This window comes from Kitasatospora sp. NPDC059577 (assembly GCF_042735475.1).
GTDB lineage: Bacteria > Actinomycetota > Actinomycetes > Streptomycetales > Streptomycetaceae > Kitasatospora.
The window spans coordinates 18,268-36,665 of record NZ_JBHWBZ010000020.1 but is presented as its reverse complement, the minus strand read 5'-3'; the positions used below and the strand labels follow the sequence as shown (position 1 = coordinate 36,665).

Annotated in this window: 13 protein-coding genes; 8 read left to right on the top strand and 5 right to left on the bottom strand. The window is 73.7% G+C overall.

The features are described 5' to 3' along the window. Together ACFV0O_RS18005 and ACFV0O_RS18000 are read right to left on the bottom strand one after the other, a co-directional pair. Window positions 1–493: cation:proton antiporter (locus ACFV0O_RS18005; RefSeq protein WP_380342498.1), on the bottom strand; the 493-nt coding region annotated here is incomplete at its 3' end. Between the two features lie 33 nt (window positions 494–526). Then, on the bottom strand, window positions 527–949 hold the full coding sequence (locus ACFV0O_RS18000; RefSeq protein WP_380342495.1) for a hypothetical protein: 423 nt from the start codon (window positions 947–949) through the stop codon (window positions 527–529). Between ACFV0O_RS18000 and ACFV0O_RS17995 the strand changes: the two genes are divergently transcribed. The 4 genes from ACFV0O_RS17995 (at window position 936) to ACFV0O_RS17980 (ending at window position 5,345) form a co-directional block, all read left to right on the top strand. After that, on the top strand, window positions 936–2,015 hold the full coding sequence (locus ACFV0O_RS17995; protein ID WP_380342492.1) for a PP2C family protein-serine/threonine phosphatase: 1,080 nt from the start codon (window positions 936–938) through the stop codon (window positions 2,013–2,015). The two genes, ACFV0O_RS18000 and ACFV0O_RS17995, sit on opposite strands and share 14 nt — an antisense overlap. Before the next feature lie 292 nt (window positions 2,016–2,307). Beyond that, window positions 2,308–3,750: a family 16 glycosylhydrolase gene (locus ACFV0O_RS17990; protein WP_380342489.1), complete on the top strand. Its 1,443-nt coding sequence runs from the start codon at window positions 2,308–2,310 to the stop codon at window positions 3,748–3,750. Between the two features lie 254 nt (window positions 3,751–4,004). Further along, window positions 4,005–4,631, top strand: a complete 627-nt coding sequence (locus tag ACFV0O_RS17985; protein ID WP_380342486.1) for a class I SAM-dependent methyltransferase — start codon at window positions 4,005–4,007, stop codon at window positions 4,629–4,631. Window positions 4,632–4,721: 90 nt separating this feature from the next. Beyond that, on the top strand, window positions 4,722–5,345 hold the full coding sequence (locus tag ACFV0O_RS17980) for a hypothetical protein (protein ID WP_380342483.1): 624 nt from the start codon (window positions 4,722–4,724) through the stop codon (window positions 5,343–5,345). A 53-nt stretch (window positions 5,346–5,398) separates the two neighbouring features. Here the strand turns inward: ACFV0O_RS17980 and ACFV0O_RS17975 are convergent, their stop codons facing one another. Then, window positions 5,399–5,887, bottom strand: a complete 489-nt coding sequence (locus ACFV0O_RS17975; protein ID WP_360262687.1) for an Lrp/AsnC family transcriptional regulator — start codon at window positions 5,885–5,887, stop codon at window positions 5,399–5,401. A gap of 160 nt (window positions 5,888–6,047) precedes the next feature. On the opposite strand from ACFV0O_RS17975, the gene ACFV0O_RS17970 reads away from it, so the two are divergent. Continuing rightward, on the top strand, window positions 6,048–7,715 hold the full coding sequence (locus tag ACFV0O_RS17970) for a histidine decarboxylase (RefSeq protein WP_380342480.1): 1,668 nt from the start codon (window positions 6,048–6,050) through the stop codon (window positions 7,713–7,715). 445 nt (window positions 7,716–8,160) lie between these two features. Beyond that, complete coding sequence (locus ACFV0O_RS17965; protein WP_380342477.1) at window positions 8,161–8,937, top strand: hypothetical protein; 777 nt, start codon at window positions 8,161–8,163, stop codon at window positions 8,935–8,937. 115 nt (window positions 8,938–9,052) lie between these two features. Here ACFV0O_RS17965 and ACFV0O_RS17960 read toward each other — a convergent pair whose 3' ends face one another. Together ACFV0O_RS17960 and ACFV0O_RS17955 are read right to left on the bottom strand one after the other, a co-directional pair. Next, window positions 9,053–10,885, bottom strand: a complete 1,833-nt coding sequence (locus ACFV0O_RS17960) for an alpha-keto acid decarboxylase family protein (RefSeq protein WP_380342474.1) — start codon at window positions 10,883–10,885, stop codon at window positions 9,053–9,055. Further along, complete coding sequence (locus tag ACFV0O_RS17955) at window positions 10,882–13,026, bottom strand: flavin monoamine oxidase family protein (protein ID WP_380342471.1); 2,145 nt, start codon at window positions 13,024–13,026, stop codon at window positions 10,882–10,884. Before ACFV0O_RS17955 ends, ACFV0O_RS17960 begins: the two co-directional genes overlap by 4 nt. Window positions 13,027–13,346: 320 nt before the next feature. Between ACFV0O_RS17955 and ACFV0O_RS17950 the strand changes: the two genes are divergently transcribed. Both ACFV0O_RS17950 and ACFV0O_RS17945 read left to right on the top strand, forming a co-directional pair. Continuing rightward, complete coding sequence (locus ACFV0O_RS17950; protein WP_380342468.1) at window positions 13,347–15,482, top strand: SpoIIE family protein phosphatase; 2,136 nt, start codon at window positions 13,347–13,349, stop codon at window positions 15,480–15,482. 213 nt (window positions 15,483–15,695) lie between these two features. Then, window positions 15,696–18,290, top strand: coding sequence for a SpoIIE family protein phosphatase (locus ACFV0O_RS17945; protein WP_380342678.1), 2,595 nt, complete (start codon window positions 15,696–15,698; stop codon window positions 18,288–18,290). The last annotated feature ends 108 nt before the right edge of the window (window positions 18,291–18,398 follow it).

Genomic DNA, 18,398 nt, shown 5'->3' with positions numbered 1-18,398 from the left:
GCGGGGGGGCTAGTGATGCGGGTGGACCCCGGGGGCGTCCCCGCGGCCGCCGCACCCGGGGGCGTCCGCTGTTGCCCCGGGCCCCCACCCCTGTGGGCCCGCTGACCACGAGGATCGCGCCGAGCATCAGCGCGGCACGGGAGGACATCCCGAGGAACTGTGCCGCGAGGAGGGCGGCGGCCGTCCCGGTGACCACCGCGCCGATCAGGAGCAGCCTGACCACGACGCGCCGGTTGTGTCCCCGGAGGTGTTCCAGGTCCAGGCCGAGGCCAGCGTCGTAGAGGATCAACGCCACGGAGAGCGACACCAGGGGGGAGAAGGCCGGGCCCAGCAGCCGCTCGGGGTCGAGGTCGTCGGTGAGCGCGCCCGCCGTGAACCCGACCGGGAGCAGGACGATCAGGGCGGGGACGCGCAGCCACCTCGCCAGCACCTGGGAGCCGACCGCGAGAACCGCTGTCAGCCCCAAGCCCAGGAAGATCGCGTCGGTGGTCATGGATCCGCACTGTGCTGGCGCCGACCGCACGAGTCAAGCAGGACACGGCCTGCGGCCGCGGGCCGGCCTGGCCGGGCGCTCGCAGGCCCGCTCGACGTCGGCCGGCAGATCGGTCTCCTCGTCCGGGCCGGTGACCGCGTCGAGGAGGCCGAGCAGATGGCCGCCCGGCTCCGGGAGTTCGGTGCGCAGGCCGTCGGTGGTGAACGTCCGTTCGTCGTCGTCGCCGACCGGGCCGGAGCCGTCGACGGCCTCGGCGACCGGCCCGGCCCGGTACGCCGGATCGTTCGGGCCGCCGCTGTGTGGCGTACGCCGTACGGGGGGTCCGGCGGGGGGCTCGCACCGTGCCGGACGTGCCGGTCCCCGTGCCTGGCGCATCCTGGAGGGCATGGACGGCGAACGGCGCTCGGCCGGCGAGAGGCCCTGGGGGAGGATCCCGGCCCTGGTGCTGGTGCCCATCGGCCTCCTCGCGGTGCTCCTCGTGGTGATCGTCCGATCGCCCGAGTCGATCCGCCTCGGCCCGCTGCTGGTGATCGCTCCCGCGCTGACCCCGTCCTTCGCCGGGCCGCGGGTCACCGCCGTCGTCGCGGCGCTCACCGTCGCCGTCGGCCTCCTCATCGCCGTCCTGCGCGGTGGTCTGACCGCCGGCAACCACCCGGCACAGCTCATCGCCCTCACCGTGCTGTGCATGATGGTCGTGGTCTTCGCGGTGGTGCGGGAACGCCGCGACCGGCAGCTCGCCCGGGCCCAGTCGGTGGCCGAAGCCGCCCAGCGCGCCCTGCTGCGTCCGATTCCCGAGCGGATCGGCCCGCTGCAGATCGCGACCGTGTACCTGGCTGCCGAGCGCGAGGCACAGATCGGCGGTGACCTCTACACGGCGACCCGCACGGCCGACGGCGCGCGCATGATCGTCGGGGACGTCCGGGGGAAGGGACTGGCCGCCGTCGGGGAGTCGGCCCTGTTGCTCAGCGCCTTCCGGCTCATCGCCGCCCAGCACGAGACACTGCCCCACCTCGCCTGGACGCTGGACGACAACGTCGGCCGGTACCTGGTCGACTTCGCCGAGACCGACCGGGAGGCCGCCGAGCACTTCGTCACCGCCCTGTTCCTCGACATCCCGGACGACGCCCCGGTGGCCCGCATGACCAACTGCGGACACCCGCCGCCGCTGCTGCTGCGCCACGACCGCGTGGTCAGCCTCGACGGCGCGGGCGCCGCGCCGCCGCTGGGCCTCGGCGTCCTGGCCGCCGCCGACTACCCGGACGACACGTTCCCCTTCGAGATCGGGGACACCCTGCTGCTCTACACCGACGGCGTGGTCGAAGCCCGTGACCGTTCCGGTGCGTTCTACCCGTTCGCGGACCGGGTCGCCCGCTGGGTCGGCAGCACGCCCGAGGCGCTGGTCAACCACATCCGCCGCGATCTGCTGGCCCATGCCGGCGGGCGGCTCGGCGACGACGCGGCCGTCGTCGCCATCCGGCGCACGGACGGACGGTCCGAGCACCGGCTGCACGGACTTCTGTAGCCGGCCCGGCGGCGTCGGGCGTCGGCACCGTCGGCCGTGCGCACCCGGGCGTGGTGCCGGGTCGGCCGGCCTCCGGCACGCGGTGGACGGCGGATGCGGGCCGGTCGGCTGTGCGCCAACTCACAACCGGCCGACGGCGATGTCCCGAAAGGCCGTCCGACCAGGGGACTTGACCGGGTCGGCGATCGATGCCGCCGGTTCGGCCGCGGCATCGAGGCTTGCATACGGACCATCCCTCCTTCAGGCTGCTGCGAGTCCACAGCAGAGGGGGGACGAAAGGGTCCTCCCTCGTATGCCGAAACACTCCAAGCACCGCCGCAGCACGACCGGCGGGCGCCGCTTCCTCGCGCTCGGGATCGCGCTGGCCGCCACCGGAACCGGTGCGGCCGCCTGGGCCATGCCGAGCGCGCCGACGGATCCCGTGGTGGTCGACTCGCTCTCGATCACGCCCGCCGGTCCCGGCGCCGACAGCCCGGTGACGGCGACCGCGAAGCTGCACGCCACCCGCCAGACCGCGGTCCAGGCGCTGACCGTCGCGGTGCGGTCGGCCAGCGGCGCGCACTACGACTTCCGCGGTGCGGTTCCCGCGACGCTGACCTCGTCGCAGCTCACCTTCACACCGGCGAGCCGGACCTTCCCGGCGGGCACGTACACCTACTTCGTGGCGTACGAGAGTGGCAACCGCTGGCACAACCTGAACCCGGTGAACAGCTTCACCTCGGGTGCCACCTCCGCGTCGCCGTCCGCCTCCGCTTCGCCGTCCGCCTCGGCTCCGGCATCGAGCCCGTCGCCCACCGCCACGGCCACGGCCACCGCCACCGGCACCGGGAAGGCGACGGCTTCTCCGTCGTCGACGGCCACCGCGACCGGTTCCGGCACGCCCTCGCCGACCGCCACCGCCACCGCCACGGCGACGCCCTCGCCGACGGTCACCGCCACGGCGACGCCCTCGCCGACGGCCACCGCGACCGGCACGCCCTCGCCGACGGCCACCGCGACGGCCTCCCCGTCGTCGACCGCCACGGCCACGGCCACGCCGACGGCCGGTGCGGCCGGCGGGCCGCTGGGGATCCCGGGCGCCTGGCACTCGGTCTTCGCGGACGAGTTCAACGGCAGCTCGCTCGACGCCGCCAAGTGGAACCCCAACTGGTTCGGCTGCAGCACCTGCACGACCCAGCCGGTGAACTCGCAGGAGGCCGCCGCGTACTCGCCGTCCCAGGTGTCGGTGAGCGGTGGCAGTCTGCACCTGGCGGCGGTGCAGAAGCCGGCCACGGTGAACGGCAAGACCTACCCGTACACGTCGGGTCTGATCAACACCAACGGCAAGGCCCAGTTCACCTACGGCGCGTTCGAGTCCCGGATCTACCTGCCGCCGTCCGGCTCGCAGGTCGCCAACTGGCCCGCCTTCTGGGCGGACGGCCAGAACTGGCCGACCGACGGTGAGTTGGACGTGATGGAGGGGCTGGGCGGCGACGCCTGCTACCACTTCCACTCCGACGCCGGCGGCCCCGGCGGCTGCGCCCACGGCGACTTCAGCGGATGGCACACCTACGGCGCGGAATGGGCCCCGGGCTCGGTCACCTACTACTACGACGGTGTGAAGGTCGGGCAGATCACGACCGGTGTCACCTCGGCGCCGATGTACCTGATCCTCGACAACGCGGTCGATTCCAAGTACCCGGCCGTCGCCCCGGCCGACATGCAGGTCGACTACGTGCGGGTCTGGCAGCACTGACCCGACCGCACCCCGGTGGCGGCCCGGCCGCGCGGACTCCCACCGCGCCGCCGGGCCGTCGCGTCGCGGTCGGCCGCGCGGTCGTCGAAGGTCGCCCGGTGGTGACCGGCGGACACCGGTCACCGCCGGTCACTGCCGGTCACCGCCGGTCGTCGGGCCGGGGCGGTCGGGCGGTCGGGTCGGTCGGAGTGTCGGCCGGCACTGGGCGGGGGCCCGGCTCGGTGCCAGACTGGTCACGAGGGCTGGAGGTCGTGATGGGGTTCTATGCCGATCAGGTCGTGCCGCGGATCGTCAACGTCGTCTGCGGGACGAAGGAGGCCGCGCACCTCCGGCGGAGGGTCTGCGAGGGCCTTGAAGGCGATGTCCTGGAGATCGGGTTCGGTTCGGGGCTGAACGTCCCGTTCTACCCGGCGGCCGTGACCCGGGTGACCGCGGTGGACCCCTCCGACGTGGGGTGGAAGCTCGCGGCCGAGCGGGTGGCGGCGGCCCCCGTCCCGGTGGAGCGCGGCGGCCTGGACGGTCAGGTGCTGCCGTTCCCGGACCACAGCTTCGACGCGGCGCTGTCGACCTGGACGCTGTGCACCGTCCCGGACGTCGAGGCGGCGCTCCACGAGGTGCGGCGCGTCCTCCGGCCCGGCGGGACGCTGCACTTCGTCGAGCACGGCCTGGCGCCGGCGGAGGACGAGGCCGTGCGCCGCTGGCAGCGGCGCCTCGACCCGCTGGAGCAGCGGCTGTTCGCGGGATGTCACCTGACCCGTCCGGTCACCGAGCTGCTGACCGAGGCGGGCTTCGTCCTGACCGACCTCGACGTGTTCTACGAGAAGGGCGCCCCGAAGCCGATGGGGGCGGACTCCCTCGGCGTGGCCGTCTCGCCGGCCTGACCCCGTCCCGTCCGGCCGCCGGGCTGCCGACCGGCGCGGGCCGGGTGCGTCGCCCGGACACGGACGCCGTCCCGGGGGAGCATGGTCCCCATGGACACCGAGACGGTCGTACGCACCCGCCGCGCGCTGCACGCGGTGGCCGAGCTGGTCCTGGCCGGCCCGCAGTACCGGGTCGGCGGCACGATCCGGCTGCGCGCCTGTGCGGGCGGTTTCGCCACCACGGTCGAGCCGCGGCTGCGGGTGATCGGCGCGGAGCTGGTCGCGCCGGGGCAGGTGCTGTCCCTCGAACGCACGTCCTGCGCCGTGATCGGCGCGGCCCTCGGGATCACGGTCGGTGCTCCCGCCGGGCTCTACCCGGACGGCTCGGGCGGCGTCGAGGACGCGATCGAGGTGGACCCGGCCGCCGCCCGTCGGCTGCTGCACTGCTTCGCCCTCGGTGACGCCGCGCTGCGCGGGCTGTCCGCGGACGCCGAACCGGTCATCTGGCCCGAGCACTTCGACATCGCGGTGACCCTCGACGACGTCAACTACGGTGTCTCGCTCGGTGACGTGCACCGGCCGGAGCCGTACGCGTACGTCGGCCCGCACACCCCGCGGCAGGGCGAGTTCTGGAACGCGCCGTTCGGTGCCGCCCGGACGATCCGTGAACTCGGTGGCGTGTCGGGCATCGTGGAGTTCCTGGATCAGGGCCGCGGGCTGGCCTCCGGCGCCTGACGGACCGCCCCGGGAGGCCGGCGCGCACGGTGGGGCTGCCCCGGCGGGTGCGGTCAGGCGGGCCCCAGGTACCGGCGGCCCGGTATCTGTTCGAAGATCAGGTTGGTGCGGGTCTGGGCCACCGCCGGGTGGGTGGTGAGGTGGTCGACGACGAAGTCGCGCAGGGACTCGGGGCCGGCGACGCCGACGTGCAGGAGGTAGTCGTCGGAGCCGGCCATGTGGAAGACGGCCAGGACGCCGGGCAGGTCGGGGGCGGTGCTGCGGAAGCTCTCGTTCTGCTCACGGGTGTGGGCGCGCAGCCGGACCGAGATCATCGCCTGGAGCGGCAGGCCGATGGCCGCCGGGTCGACCTCGGCGCGGTAGCCGCGGATGACGTTGCGGTCCTGGAGGGCGCGGACGCGGGCCAGGCAGGTGGAGGGGGCGATGCCCACCGTCTCGGCGAGGGCGTTGTTCGGGAGGCGGGCGTTGTCGGCCAGGGCCCGGATGATCGCCCGGTCCGTGTCGTCGATCGGGGGCCGCTCGCGCTGCGGATTGTTCGGCATGACCGCCAGGATTCCAGCCGATTCCGTCGATCTGCAAACCCGATCGGGATTCGACCGAATGTTCTTCGGGAGAGCTTCCCAGGATCGCCGGGAAGTTCCATCCTGGGCGCGAGCGGCGAACGCCCCTCGCCCCCCACGCCACGCCCGGAGCGCCCCGCCCATGAGCCCGACCGCCACCTTCGCCGCGCCTGCGCCCACGACCGCCGCCGCGGCCGCCGTCGACCCGGGCCCGGAGCTGGACGGCGGTGACTTCGTGCTCCCCGCGGCCGGACTGGACGACGACCGTCGGCTGCGCGCGCTGGACACGGTGGACGAGTACCTGACGCGCAAGCGCAAGCACCTGGTCGGCTACCAGGCCACCCAGGACATGCAGGGCACCGCGCTGGACCTGGCCCGGTTCATGCCGAACAACATCAACAACCTCGGCGACCCGTTCCAGAGCGGCGGCTACAAGCCGAACACCAAGGTCATCGAGCGCGCCGTCCTCGACTACTACGCGCAGCTGTGGAACGCGCAGCGCCCGCACGACCCCGCCGACCCCGAGTCGTACTGGGGCTACATGCTGTCCATGGGCTCGACCGAGGGCAACATGTACGCGCTCTGGAACGCCCGCGACTACCTCAGCGGCAAGGCGCTGATCCACCCGCCGGCCGCGCCCCGGGACGAGGTGCGCTACGTCCAGGCCGCGCCCGACCGCGACAACCCGAACGCGCACCGGCCGGTCGCGTTCTACTCCGAGGACACCCACTACTCCTTCGCCAAGGCCGTCCGGGTGCTGGCCGTCGAGACCTTCCAGGCCGTCGGCCTGGAGCTGTACCCGGACGAGTGCCCGCTGGTCGACCCGGCCACCGGGCGCCGCGAGTGGCCGGCCGAGGTGCCGTCCCGCCCGGGCCCGTCCGGGTACTCCTGGGACGGCCCGGGCGAGATCGACGTCGACGCGCTCACCGTGCTGGTCGAGTTCTTCGCCGCCAAGGGGCACCCGGTCTTCGTCAACCTCAACCTGGGCAGCACCTTCAAGGGCGCCCACGACGACGTCCGGACGGTCTGCGAGCGCCTGCTGCCGATCTTCGAGCGGTACGGACTGGTGCGCCGCGAGGTGGTGTACGGGACGTGCCCGGACACCGGACAGCCGCTGGTCGACGTGCGCCGCGGCTTCTGGATCCACGTGGACGGCGCCCTCGGCGCGGGCTACGCGCCGTTCCTGCGGATGGCCTCCCAGGACCCGGCGTACGGCTGGACGCCGGAGACGGACCTGCCGGAGTTCGACTTCGGGCTCGCCCTGCCCACCGCCGGGTCCGGCGTGGTCGACATGGTCTCCTCGATCGCGATGAGCGGCCACAAGTGGGCCGGCGCCCCGTGGCCCTGCGGCATCTACATGACCAAGGTGAAGTACCAGATCTCGCCGCCGTCCCAGCCGGACTACATAGGCGCGCCCGACACCACTTTCGCCGGCTCCCGCAATGGCTTCTCCCCGCTGATCCTCTGGGACCACCTGTCCCGCCACTCCTACCAGGACCAGGTCGACCGGATCCGGACCGCGCAGGAACTCGCCGACTACCTGGAGCGGCGCCTGCTGGCCATGGAGCAGGAACTCGGCGTCGAGCTCTGGCCGGCCCGCACCCCGGGCGCCGTCACGGTGCGGTTCCGCAAGCCGAGCGCCGAGCTGGTGGCGAAGTGGTCGCTGTCCTCGCAGGACGTGCTGCTCGTCCCGGGCGACGAGTCCACCCGCCGCAGCTACGTGCACGTCTTCGTGATGCCCTCGGTCGACCGCGCCAAGCTGGACGCGCTGCTCGCCGAACTCGCCGAGGACCCCGCCGTCCTGGGCTGACCCGGGCGCGGTCGGCCCCCCGCACGGGGTGGGCGGGGCGTCGGGGCCGACTCGCGCCGCCGGAGCGAACGGCCGTTCGTCCCCGTTCGGTCCGGATCGCGAACGCGCAGGTCACAGCGGGGTGGTGGGCCGGCCGGAGGCGATTGAGGGGAGCGTCGGATTCGTGGTTTCATAGCCCCCGCAGGGGCGGCCGGGTCGGGGTGACGGCCGACCCCGGCCCGCCCTCCGGGGCGGCGCGAGGTCGTCGCGCCGCCACGCTCCTTCCCCGCCGTCGGCCCGCGCAGCGCAGGTGGCCGTGACGGTGTACGGGGGCCGGTGACGGTGTACGGGGCCGGTGACGGTGTACGGAGACCCGTGACGGTGTACGGGTCTCTGCGTCAGGGCCGGTTCGTGCGCCCCGCTTCCCCGGACGGGAGAGGCCGGCCGGACGCCTATGCTGGCGGTCATGATCGTGCTCCCCGGTTTCGCCGACCTGCTGGCCCGCCTGCTGGACCACCGGGGGCTGACGCCCGCCGACCTGGCCCGGCGCACGGAGGCCGCGGAGCCGGCGGCCTTCGGACCGGGGCCGGCCGAGGCCGAGGTGGCCGCGCTGCTCGCCGGTGCCGCGCCGGAGCCGGCGCTGCTGCGCAGGCTCGGGCCCGCCCTCGGCCTGGACGCCGCCGACCTGTTCCAGCTCGCAGCCCTCCCACTTCCGGAGGACCTGGCCCCGGCCGGCGGGATGGCGACCACCACGATCACCGGTGTGGTGCGGTTCGCCCTGGCGCTCCCGCCCGCGGCACGGGCCGAACTGCGCTCCCGGGTCGCCGAGTTGCCGCCCGCGCGGCATCGGGGCCGGATCGAGGGCCTGCCCGCCTCGGTGCCGGACCGGCACACCCCGGGGAACCTGGTGATGCGGATGGTCGCCACCCGCAACCTCGGCTGGAACGGGACGGCGAAGGCCGTCCAGCTGCTGACCGGCCACTCCCGGATGGCCACCGTCTACGGCCGGATCGCCTCCGGTGAGGCCGAGTTGACCGCGGAGCTGGTCGCCGACCTCGCCATCGTCCTGGCCCTGCCCGCGGCGGACCTCGCCGCGGTCGTCGGCCTCCCGCTGCCGGCGGACGCCGCGGTGCCGAGCGGGGCCGTCACCGACGCCGCCCTGCTGCTCCGCGACCTCCGGTGCCTGGGCGTCGAGCAGTTGCGCGAGGCCGAGGACCTCGCAAGAGCCCTGTCGCCGGCCTGATCCCGCACGACGGCCCCGCACGACGCATCGCCCGACGTACCGCGCGACACGCCGCACCGGTCCCCGTCGGGACGGGGACCGGTGCGGCGCGCGGGGCGGCTACCCGGCTACCGGGCTACCCGCACTTCTCGTCGATCCTGTACTGCAGGGCCTTCGGGTAGTCGTGCCGGCTGAGCCGCACCCGGGCCAGGATCGGCGCGTGGTTGACGTCGTTGCCGGCGTTGGCGAGTTCCTCCAGGAGGGCGTCGAGTTCGGCGTGGGTGGTCAGTTCGTACCCGTGCATCCGGTCCTTGTCCGTGCCGAACACCTCGGCCAGCTTCTCGTACCGCCAGGGGTGGAGCACGTTGTAGAAGTCGGCGCCGTTGGAGGGCCTGTCCTTGTAGTAGCAGGGGCTGACCAGCATCTGTTCGATGCCGTAGAAGCCCTCGTTGTCGAGGACGAAGACCACCGGGCGCAGGTGGTGGCGCACCTGGGTGGACAGTTCCTGGCAGATCTCCTGGAAGGAGCCGTCCCCGACGAACACCAGTGGGCGCTTCAGCGGCTGCTGCCGGCCGAGTGCCACGCCGGTGGCCGCGCCGACGGAGTAGCCGATGGACAGCCAGCTGTTCTGCGCCAGGAAGCCGGCCCGTTCGGTGATCCGCAGGTTCATCGAGCCGAGCAGGGCGAAGGCCGCGTCCGAGACCACGGTGAACGGGGAGGGCGCGTCCGGGTCCCCGCCGGTGGCGCGGTGCTCCAGGAAGTGGTTGACGTGCTGGAAGAAGCTGTCGTAGGTGAGTTCCGACGGGTAGCGGTCGGTGCTCAGGGAGTCGAGGAAGTCGGCGGTGCTGGCCGGGACGTCCAGGCCGGCTGCGTGCGCCAGTGCGAAGTGGTCGGCCTCGAAGGTCTGTCCCGCGAGCGCGTCGCGCAGTGCCGGGACGAACCGGCCGAGGCGGACCTCGGGGAAGTACGAGGCGCCGACGCTGACGCCGTCGCGGGCGGCCACGATCCAGTCGTCGCCGATCGACTGCTCGCCGCCGAGGTTCTTGGAGGTGGACCAGGTGCCCAGGCCGATCCGGCAGCCGGCGTTCTTGAAGGTCTTCCGGATCTCCGGCAGGCTCGCCTTGCCGTTGTAGACGCCGGCGAACAGGGGGTGCCGTTCGGAGACCACGGACTTCGCGCCGACCGTGGTGCAGAACTGCATCCGGGTGGTCTGCACGAAGTCCAGCAGTTCGTCCTCCAGCCGCCGGCGGACGAGCTCCTCGCCGGCCCAGACGATCGGGGTGCCGAACTTCCTGATCAGCTCCACCGCGGCGGTGACGGCCTTCTCCAGCATGTCCTTGTTCCGCTGGGTGAACGGCCTTTCGTGGGAGCGGAGTTCGCCCTTCGGGGGCTCGCACGGCGCGTGCCAGAGGTCCTCCATCACCTCCAGGTAGACGGGCTTGCGCTCGGTCAGGCAGGCGGTGATGGCGCTGTCGATCTGGGAGGGGGCGAGTCCCGGGTTGGAGAGCATCTGCGCGTCCACCGTGACCTGCCGGTAGACGTCGAGGTTGCTCTCCCGGCGCGGGCTCATGTGGGAGGTGAGCAGGCCGACGGCCTGCTGGTTGAGCCACTGCTCGTAGGAGGGCGCCGCGTTGATCGCGATCAGCGGGACGTCCTCGACGTACGCGCCGCCGATGGTGTTGAGCAGGCTGAACGCGCCCACCCCGTAGGTGACCGCGACGGCGCCGACGCCGTGTTCGGGCTTGTCCCGGTCGGCGTCCGCGGCCCGGACCCGGGCGTAGGCGTCCGCGGCGTAGCCGGCGCCCATCTCGGTGGGGGTGCCGACCCAGCGCACGGAGGTGGTGTCCTGCATGATCGTCAGGAACGGGCCGAGGAAGTCGCCCGGCACCCCGAACAGGTGCCGGATGCCGAGCTGTTCCAGCCGGGTGGCCAGGTAGCGGGCCACCGTCCATTCGTCGCCGCCGCTCATGAGCGCATCGCCTCCGGCCTGCTCTCCTGGCGGCTGTCCGCCCCGCTCTCCTGCCGGCTGTCCCGGCGGACCCGGACCTCGGGCCGGGCCTCCGGTTCCGCGAGGGGCGGCGGCGGTGGTGCCTCGTGCACGGCGATGGCCGTGCGGACGGCGGTCTCCACCGCGCCCTCGATCCAGGCGTGCTTGAGCGAGACGTGCTCGCCGGCGAAGTGCACCGGGCCCTCCGGCTTGACCGCGTCGAGGTGGAAGGAGGTCATCTGGTGCGGGGTGTACACCGCCGCCTCGCCGAAGGCGTACGGGTCGCGCAGCCAGCTCTGGGTCTGGCCGTAGCCGGTGTAGAACACCTCGATCCGCCGGCCGTGCACCGACTGGAGGTTGCGCAGCGCGTAGACGTACCGTTCGTCGTCCTCCATGGAGTCCCAGCGCACCGCGTCGTCCGACCAGCTGTAGCCGGCCAGCACGACGCCGCCGCCGTCGCCGCCGGGCACCGGGTGCGAGGGGTAGTACATGAAGCGGTTCGGGTTGTCGGTGGTCGAGCCGCCGCCGAAGCAGTCGGTGGCGGGGCGCACGCTGGCCCGCAGGAGCGGGGTGTTCCGGTAGACGTCCTGCTGGCCCCGGCTGATCCGGCGCTCGTCCACGCTCGCGTGCGCGCCGAGCAGCGTCTCCGGCAGGTTGCGCGGAGGCCGGTGGCCGTTGTGGGCGGCGGCCGCGGCCGCCTCGGCGTCGTCCTCGCCCGCCCGTTGGTAGTACTCGTACAACCCGGGGGTGATGGAGTCGAGTTCGACCTTCCAGTCCGCCTCGGTGAACTCCCACCAGCGGCGGGAGAACTCCAGCAGCACCTTGGTGGCCTGGTCGTAGTGGGTCTCGATGATCGCCCGGCGCTTCTTGTACGAGAACGGGGGAGTCACCTGGACGAACCGCAGGGCGGAGAACGGGACGGTGACGATGGCGAGGTCGCCCTTCCAGGTGGTGGGTTCGGCCTCCGGGTCGTCCTCGGGGACGGTCTGGACGGCGACCTGCGGACCGGTCGGGCCGACGTTCCGCGCCCCGCCGCCGTCCCGGCGCGGGTCCCAGTACTCCATCCGGATCATCCGCTCGCCCATCCGCAGCTCGTGCCGGAGCTCCCGGGCGAGCACGTCGGGGAGCTTCCAGCTGCCGCCCGCGATCTCCCAGTAGGTGGCGTTCGGGTTGATGTCGCTGCGGCCCAGGAAGGTGTGGAAGAACGCCAGGTGGAGCCGCGAGGTCATGTTCTCGATGGTGCCGATCGCCTCGATGGCCTCGTCGCTGAAGCCCGCGTACTCGCGCAGGAAGCGGCCCATCGAGTAGCCGTCGAAGTCGCGGATCACCCGGGCCCAGCCGTCGAGCCACTCGGCGAACGGCTTGTTCACCCGCCGGCCGCCCTCGATCACCGAGTAGTAGTCGCGGACCGGTTCCAGCGCCTGGTTGACCATCTCGGCGGCGGTGATCCGCACCTCGTCGCCGGTGAGGTGGAAGCCCTCGTTGACGCAGCTCGGGTCGGCGGAGTACTCCCTGCGGCGGGCCTGGATCCGGTTGGTCCGGATCCAGGAGTTGAAGCGCTTGGCCGGTTCGCGGAAGTCGGGGCTGTCCGTGCCGTACGTCCAGACCTTGCCGGGCTCGAAGGATTCGTAGACCACCGGCGGGACGGGCGCGTTCTGGTTGCCGGTGTCCGGGTCGACGTCGACGTTGAAGAAGAGCTGCCGGTCGAGGCCGAGGCGGTCGACCAGGGCCAGGGTGAGCGGGTGGAAGCCGGGCAGCCGCATCGCCCCGGCCTCCGCGTACTGCTCGGGGTCGTAGAACGGTCCGTCGGTCCCGTCGCCGGTGGTGCGGAAGGTCTTGATCCGCCCGCCCACCCGGCTGGCGTTGGCCTCCAGGATGGTGACGTTGTGCCCGGCGTCCTTGAGCAGCTTCCCGGCGACGAGGCCGGCGATGCCCGCGCCGATGATCAGCACGTCCTTGGGTTCGGTCGTCTCCGGGAGGCCGTCCTTGATCAGGACGTCGAGGTAGCGCAGCTTCAGGTCGTCGTCGTCCGGGCCGACCAGCAGCAGCTCGCGGGCCAGTTGCCGGCAGGTCCGCCAGCGGGCGCGGTCAGCGGCCGAGCCTTCGACGAGGGGGTTCTCCATGGTGTCTCCTGGGGGTGCGCGGCTGACCGTGCCGTGCGGGGTGGGATGGTGGTCGTGCGGGGGCGTGCGGCCGGGCCCGGACTCCTCGGGGGCCGGGGCGGCGAGCGCGCGAAATCACCTCACGTGTTCAAGTCGCAACCCAACGTAGCTTCTTCGTCGAGAGCGCTGTCAACCCGTGGTCGGCCTCTCGACGGGCTCGCACGCCGGAGCGCGAGGGGCGCGCAGGACCGCGCCGGGCACGACGGGACGTACGGTGCGGGCCGGGCCACTATGGGAGGGGGCCTACGGGTTCACTGGTCGGTTCGAATGGGGTGCTCCTGATGGGCGTGCCGTGGCATCGGTCGGCGGGGCCCGGTCACGACGCCGCCGGGGCTCCGGTCGGGCGCGGCCTCGACGAGCCGGCCCGGATCCTGCGGTCGGCGCCGGCCTGGCTCGACGCGCACATCGGCGGGCTCTACCTGATCTCGGAGGACCGGCAGCTGCTCGAACTGGCCCTGACGCTGGGGGCCTCCCGGCAGTTCACCAGGCCGTGGCAGCGCGTCGGCATGACCGCACCGGTCCCGGTGGCCGAAGCGGTGCGCAGCCGTCGGATCGTCTGGGTGGGCGGCGCGGAGGAGATGGCGCGCAACTACCCGAGGGTCGCGGTCGCCATGCCGTACGCGTTCTGCCTGGTGGCCGCTCCGCTCGTCTCGGGGCGGACCGTGTACGGGTCGGTCTTCATGCTCTGGCCGGCCGCGCACCCCTCCGAGCTGGCGCCCGGTGAACGGGACCGGCTCGACGCGTTCGCCGCGCGCCTGGCCGCGGTGCTGGCGGACGCGGCCGAGGCGGGCCGGCCGGCGCGGGCGGGCCCGCGTCCCGGGGTGGCGGAGCTGGGCCCCGTCCCCCCGCTCGACGCGATGGCGGCCCGGCTCCCGGAGGGCGTGTGCGACCTCGACCTGGACGGCAAGCTGGCGGCGGTCACGCCGACCGCTGCCGGGCTGCTGGGCGTGCCGGTCGGGCGGCTGCTGGGCGCCCGGCCCTGGGCGGTCCTGCCGTGGCTGCGGGACCCGGTGTACGAGTACCACTACCGGGCCGCGGTGATCAGCGGGCAGCCGACCTCCTTCGTCGCGCTGCGACCGCCGGACCGGTGGCTGTCGTTCGAGCTCTTCCCGGACCCGTCCGGACTGACCGTGCGGATCGCCCCCGCCGACGCCGCCGGCGGCGAGCCGCCCGCCGGATCCCGGACGAAGGGAGTGGCACACACCCGGCCCGGAGCGCTGTACCACCTCCTGCACCTCGCGGGCGCGCTGACCGAGGCCGTCAGCGTGCAGGACGTGGTGACCATGGTCGCCGAGCAGATCGTGCCGGCGTTCGGGGGCCGGGCCGTGGCGGTGCTGATGGCCGAGGGGGGCCGGCTGCGCATCGTCGGCCACCGCGGCTACCCGCCCGGGCTGGTCGACCAGTTCGACGGCACCGCGCTGACCGAGTCCACGCCCGGTGTCCAGGCGTCGACCAACCCGGTGCCGGCGTACTTCGAGTCCCGTGCGGAACTGGAGCGGCTCTACCCGGGCCGTGAGGAGACGCAGGACGGGATGGCCGCCTGGGCCTACCTGCCGCTGGTGACCTCGGGCCGGCTGATCGGCACCTGCGTGCTGGCCTTCGCCGAGCCGCACCACTTCGACCTGGAGGAACGCGCCGTCCTCACCTCGCTCGGCGGACTGATCGCCCAGGCCCTGGACCGCGCCCGGCTGTACGACACCAAGCTCGGCCTGGCGCACGGCCTCCAGGAGAGCCTGCTGCCCCGCGCGCTGCCGGACGTCCCGGGCCTGGAGGTCAGCGCCCGCTACCTGCCGGCCACCGAGGGCATGGACATCGGCGGCGACTTCTACGACCTCATCCGGGTCGGACCGGACTCGGTGGCGGTCGTGATCGGCGACATCCAGGGCCACAACGTCAACGCCGCCGCGCTGATGGGCCAGGTCCGCACCGCCGTCCGGGCGTTCGCCGCGGCCGACGCCGACCCGGGCACCGTGCTGTCCCGCACCAACCGGCTGGTGGCGGACCTGGACACGTCCCTGCTGGCCAGCTGCGCCTACCTGCTGGTCGACCTGGTCCGCCGCGAGGCCTGGCTGGCCGACGCCGGCCACCCGGTGCCCCTGCTGTACGGCCCGGACGGCCGGGCGGCCGCGCTGGAGCCGCTCGTCGGACTGGTGCTGAACGTCGACCCGGACGCCGACTACCCGCAGGTCCACGTCGACCTGCCGATCGGCGCCACGCTGGCGCTGTACACCGACGGCCTGATCGAGACGCCCGGCGGTGACCTCGACCGGGCACTGGCCGACCTGACCGCCACGCTGGCCCGCCACGGCGGCGCCCCGCTCGACCGGCTGGCCGACGCCCTGGTCGACCGGGCCGGTCACGGAGGGCACCGCACCGACGACGTCGCGCTGCTGCTGATCCGGTCCGTTCCCCGCTGAACGGAGCGACCGGGCGGCACGCGGGCCGGGCACCGTGTCCCGATCCCGTCGGGGCGGGACCATGGGTGTATGGCGAGAGACACGGGCCCCGACTCCCGGGCGCCGGGCCGAGCGGGCGGTCGTCGTGGGCGGCCGGATCCAGGCCCCGTCCCGGGGGACCCTTCGGTGCGGCGACTGCGGTCGGTGCTGAGCATCCGCAGCGTCGCCGGACAGATGTTCCTCCTGCAGGTGTTGATCGTGCTGCTGCTCGTGGTGGCGGCGGTCGTCGCGCTGCTGATCGAGTCCCGCAGCGACCGGTTCGCGGCGGCGCGCGACCGTTCGCTCGCCGCGGCGCAGGCGTTCGCGCACAGCCCCGGCCTGGTGGCGACCATGCAGGGTCCCGACCCCACCGCGGTGCTGCAGCCGGCGACCGAGGCGGCCCGCAAGGACGCCCAGGTCGACTTCATCGTGGTGACGGACCGCAACGGCATCCGCTACACCCATCCCGAGCCGGACCAGATCGGCAAGAAGTTCGTCGGCACCATCGGGCCGTCGCTGAACGGGCACGTCACCGTCGAGCAGGTGCACGGCCCGCTCGGCCTGGAGTACCAGGTGGTGGTCCCGGTGGAGGACGCCCACGGCGGGGTCGTGGGCATCGTGTCCGCCGGCATGAAGGTCGCCAACGTGAGCAGCGCGATCGACCGCCAGCTGCCCGTCGTGCTGGCCGCCGGCGCCGCCGCGCTGGGCCTGGCCACGGCCGGAACGGCGCTGGTGGGCAGGCGGCTGCTGCGCCAGACCCACGGCCTGGGGCCGGAGGAGATGACCAGGATGTACGAGCACCACGACGCGGTGCTGCACGCGGTGCGCGAGGGCGTGGCCATCGTCGGGGGCGACGGCCGGGTGCTGCTCGCCAACGACGAGGCCCGCCGGCTCCTGGACCTGCCCGCCGACGCGGAGGGGAGGGCCGTCACCGACCTCGGCCTCGACCCCCGGACGACCGAACTGCTGCTGTCCGAGAGCGAGGTCACCGACGAGGTGATCCCGGTGGGCGACCTCCTGCTGGCGGTGAACAACCGCCCCACCGACAGCGGGGGAGGCCCGCCCGGCAGCGTCACCACCCTGCGCGACTCCACCGAGTTGCGCGCCCTGGCGGGGAAGGCCGAGGTCGCCCGCGGCCGGCTCAGGCTGCTGTACGACGCGAGCATGGCCATCGGCACCACCCTGGACGTCCGGCGCACCGCCGAGGAGCTCGCCACCATGGCCTCCCGGGAGTTCTGCGACTACGCCACCGTCGACCTCGCCGACGAGGTCCTCAGCGGCGAGGAACCGGAGACCCTGACCGCCGGTGCCACCGTGGAGCTGCGGCGGGTGGCGGTCGCGGGCATCCGGGACGACTCGCCGCTGTACCGCCCGGGCCGGCTGGTCCGGTGGGCGGGCAGCACCCCGCAGGCGGAGGGCTTCGTCAGCGGCCGGTCCGCACTGGTCCCCGAGGTGGCGACCGACGCCGGGTGGCGCCGGCAGGACGCCGAGCTCACCCAGGCGGTGCTGGACTTCGGCCTGGCGTCGCTGATCGCCGTCCCGCTGACGGCGCGGGGCGTGCTGACGGGCGTCGCCTGCTTCTGGCGCGGCCGGGACCGCGGCCCCTTCGAGGACGACGACCTGTCGCTGGCCGAGGAACTGGCCGCCCGGGCCGCCGTGGCCGTCGACAACGCCCGCCGCTTCACCCGCGAGCACACGATGGCCGTGACCCTGCAGCACAGCCTGCTGCCGCGGGCGCTGCCCGAGCAGAGCGCCCTCGACGTCGCCTACCGCTACCTGCCCGCCCAGGCGGGGGTCGGCGGCGACTGGTTCGACGTGATCCCGCTGCCCGGTGCCCGGGTCGCGCTGGTGGTCGGCGACGTGGTCGGCCACGGCGTGCACGCCGCCGCCACCATGGGCCGGCTGCGCACGGCCGTGCAGAACTTCTCCACCCTCGACCTGCCGCCGGACGAGCTCCTCGGGCACCTGGACGAACTGGTCGCCCACCTGGACCAGGAGGCGGCCGCGGTCGGGGGAGAACTCGCGATCACCGGCGCCACCTGCCTCTACGCGATCTACGACCCCAGCACCGCCGTCTGCTCGCTGGCCCGGGCGGGGCACCCGCCGCCCGCCGTCGTCCACCCGGACGGCACGGTGGAGCTCCTCGACCTGCCCGCCGGTCCGCCGCTCGGCCTGGGCGGGATGCCCTTCGAGGCCGCCGAGCTGCGACTGCCGCCGGGGAGCAGCCTGGTGCTCTACACCGACGGCCTGGTCGAGGACCGCACCCGCGACATCGGGTTCGGCCTGGACGTCCTCACGAGCGTCCTGGCCCGTCCCGGCCGGTCGCCCCAGGAGGTCTGCGAGGCCGTGCTCGCCGCCCTGCTGCCCACCCGCCAGTCCGACGACATCGCCCTCCTGGTCGCCCGCACCCGGGTGTTGCAGCCCGACCGGACCGCCGAGTGGGAGGTGGCCTCGGCTCCGGAGGCCGTGGCCCGGGTCCGCGCCGAGGCCACCCGGCAGCTCGCCGCGTGGGGCCTGGACGAGGCGGCCTTCGTCACCGAGCTGGTGCTCAGCGAACTGGTCACCAACGCCATCCGCTACGGCAGCGAACCGATCAGGGTCCGGCTGCTGTACGACCGCACGCTGATCTGCGAGGTCTCCGACAGCAGCAGCACCGCCCCGCACCTGCGCTACGCGGTCGCGGAGGACGAGGGCGGCCGCGGCCTGTTCCTCGTGGCCCGGCTCACCGAACGCTGGGGCGTCCGCTACACCCCCGCCGGAAAGATCATCTGGTCCGAGCAGTTCTTGTGACGGCCGAGCGGCCCCGGTGACCGGCCTGGCCCGCGTCCCGCCCGGCCGGTAGCCGGGCGGCCGGGACGGACCCCGGCACCGGCGCGCCCGGCCGGCGCCGGTCGGCCG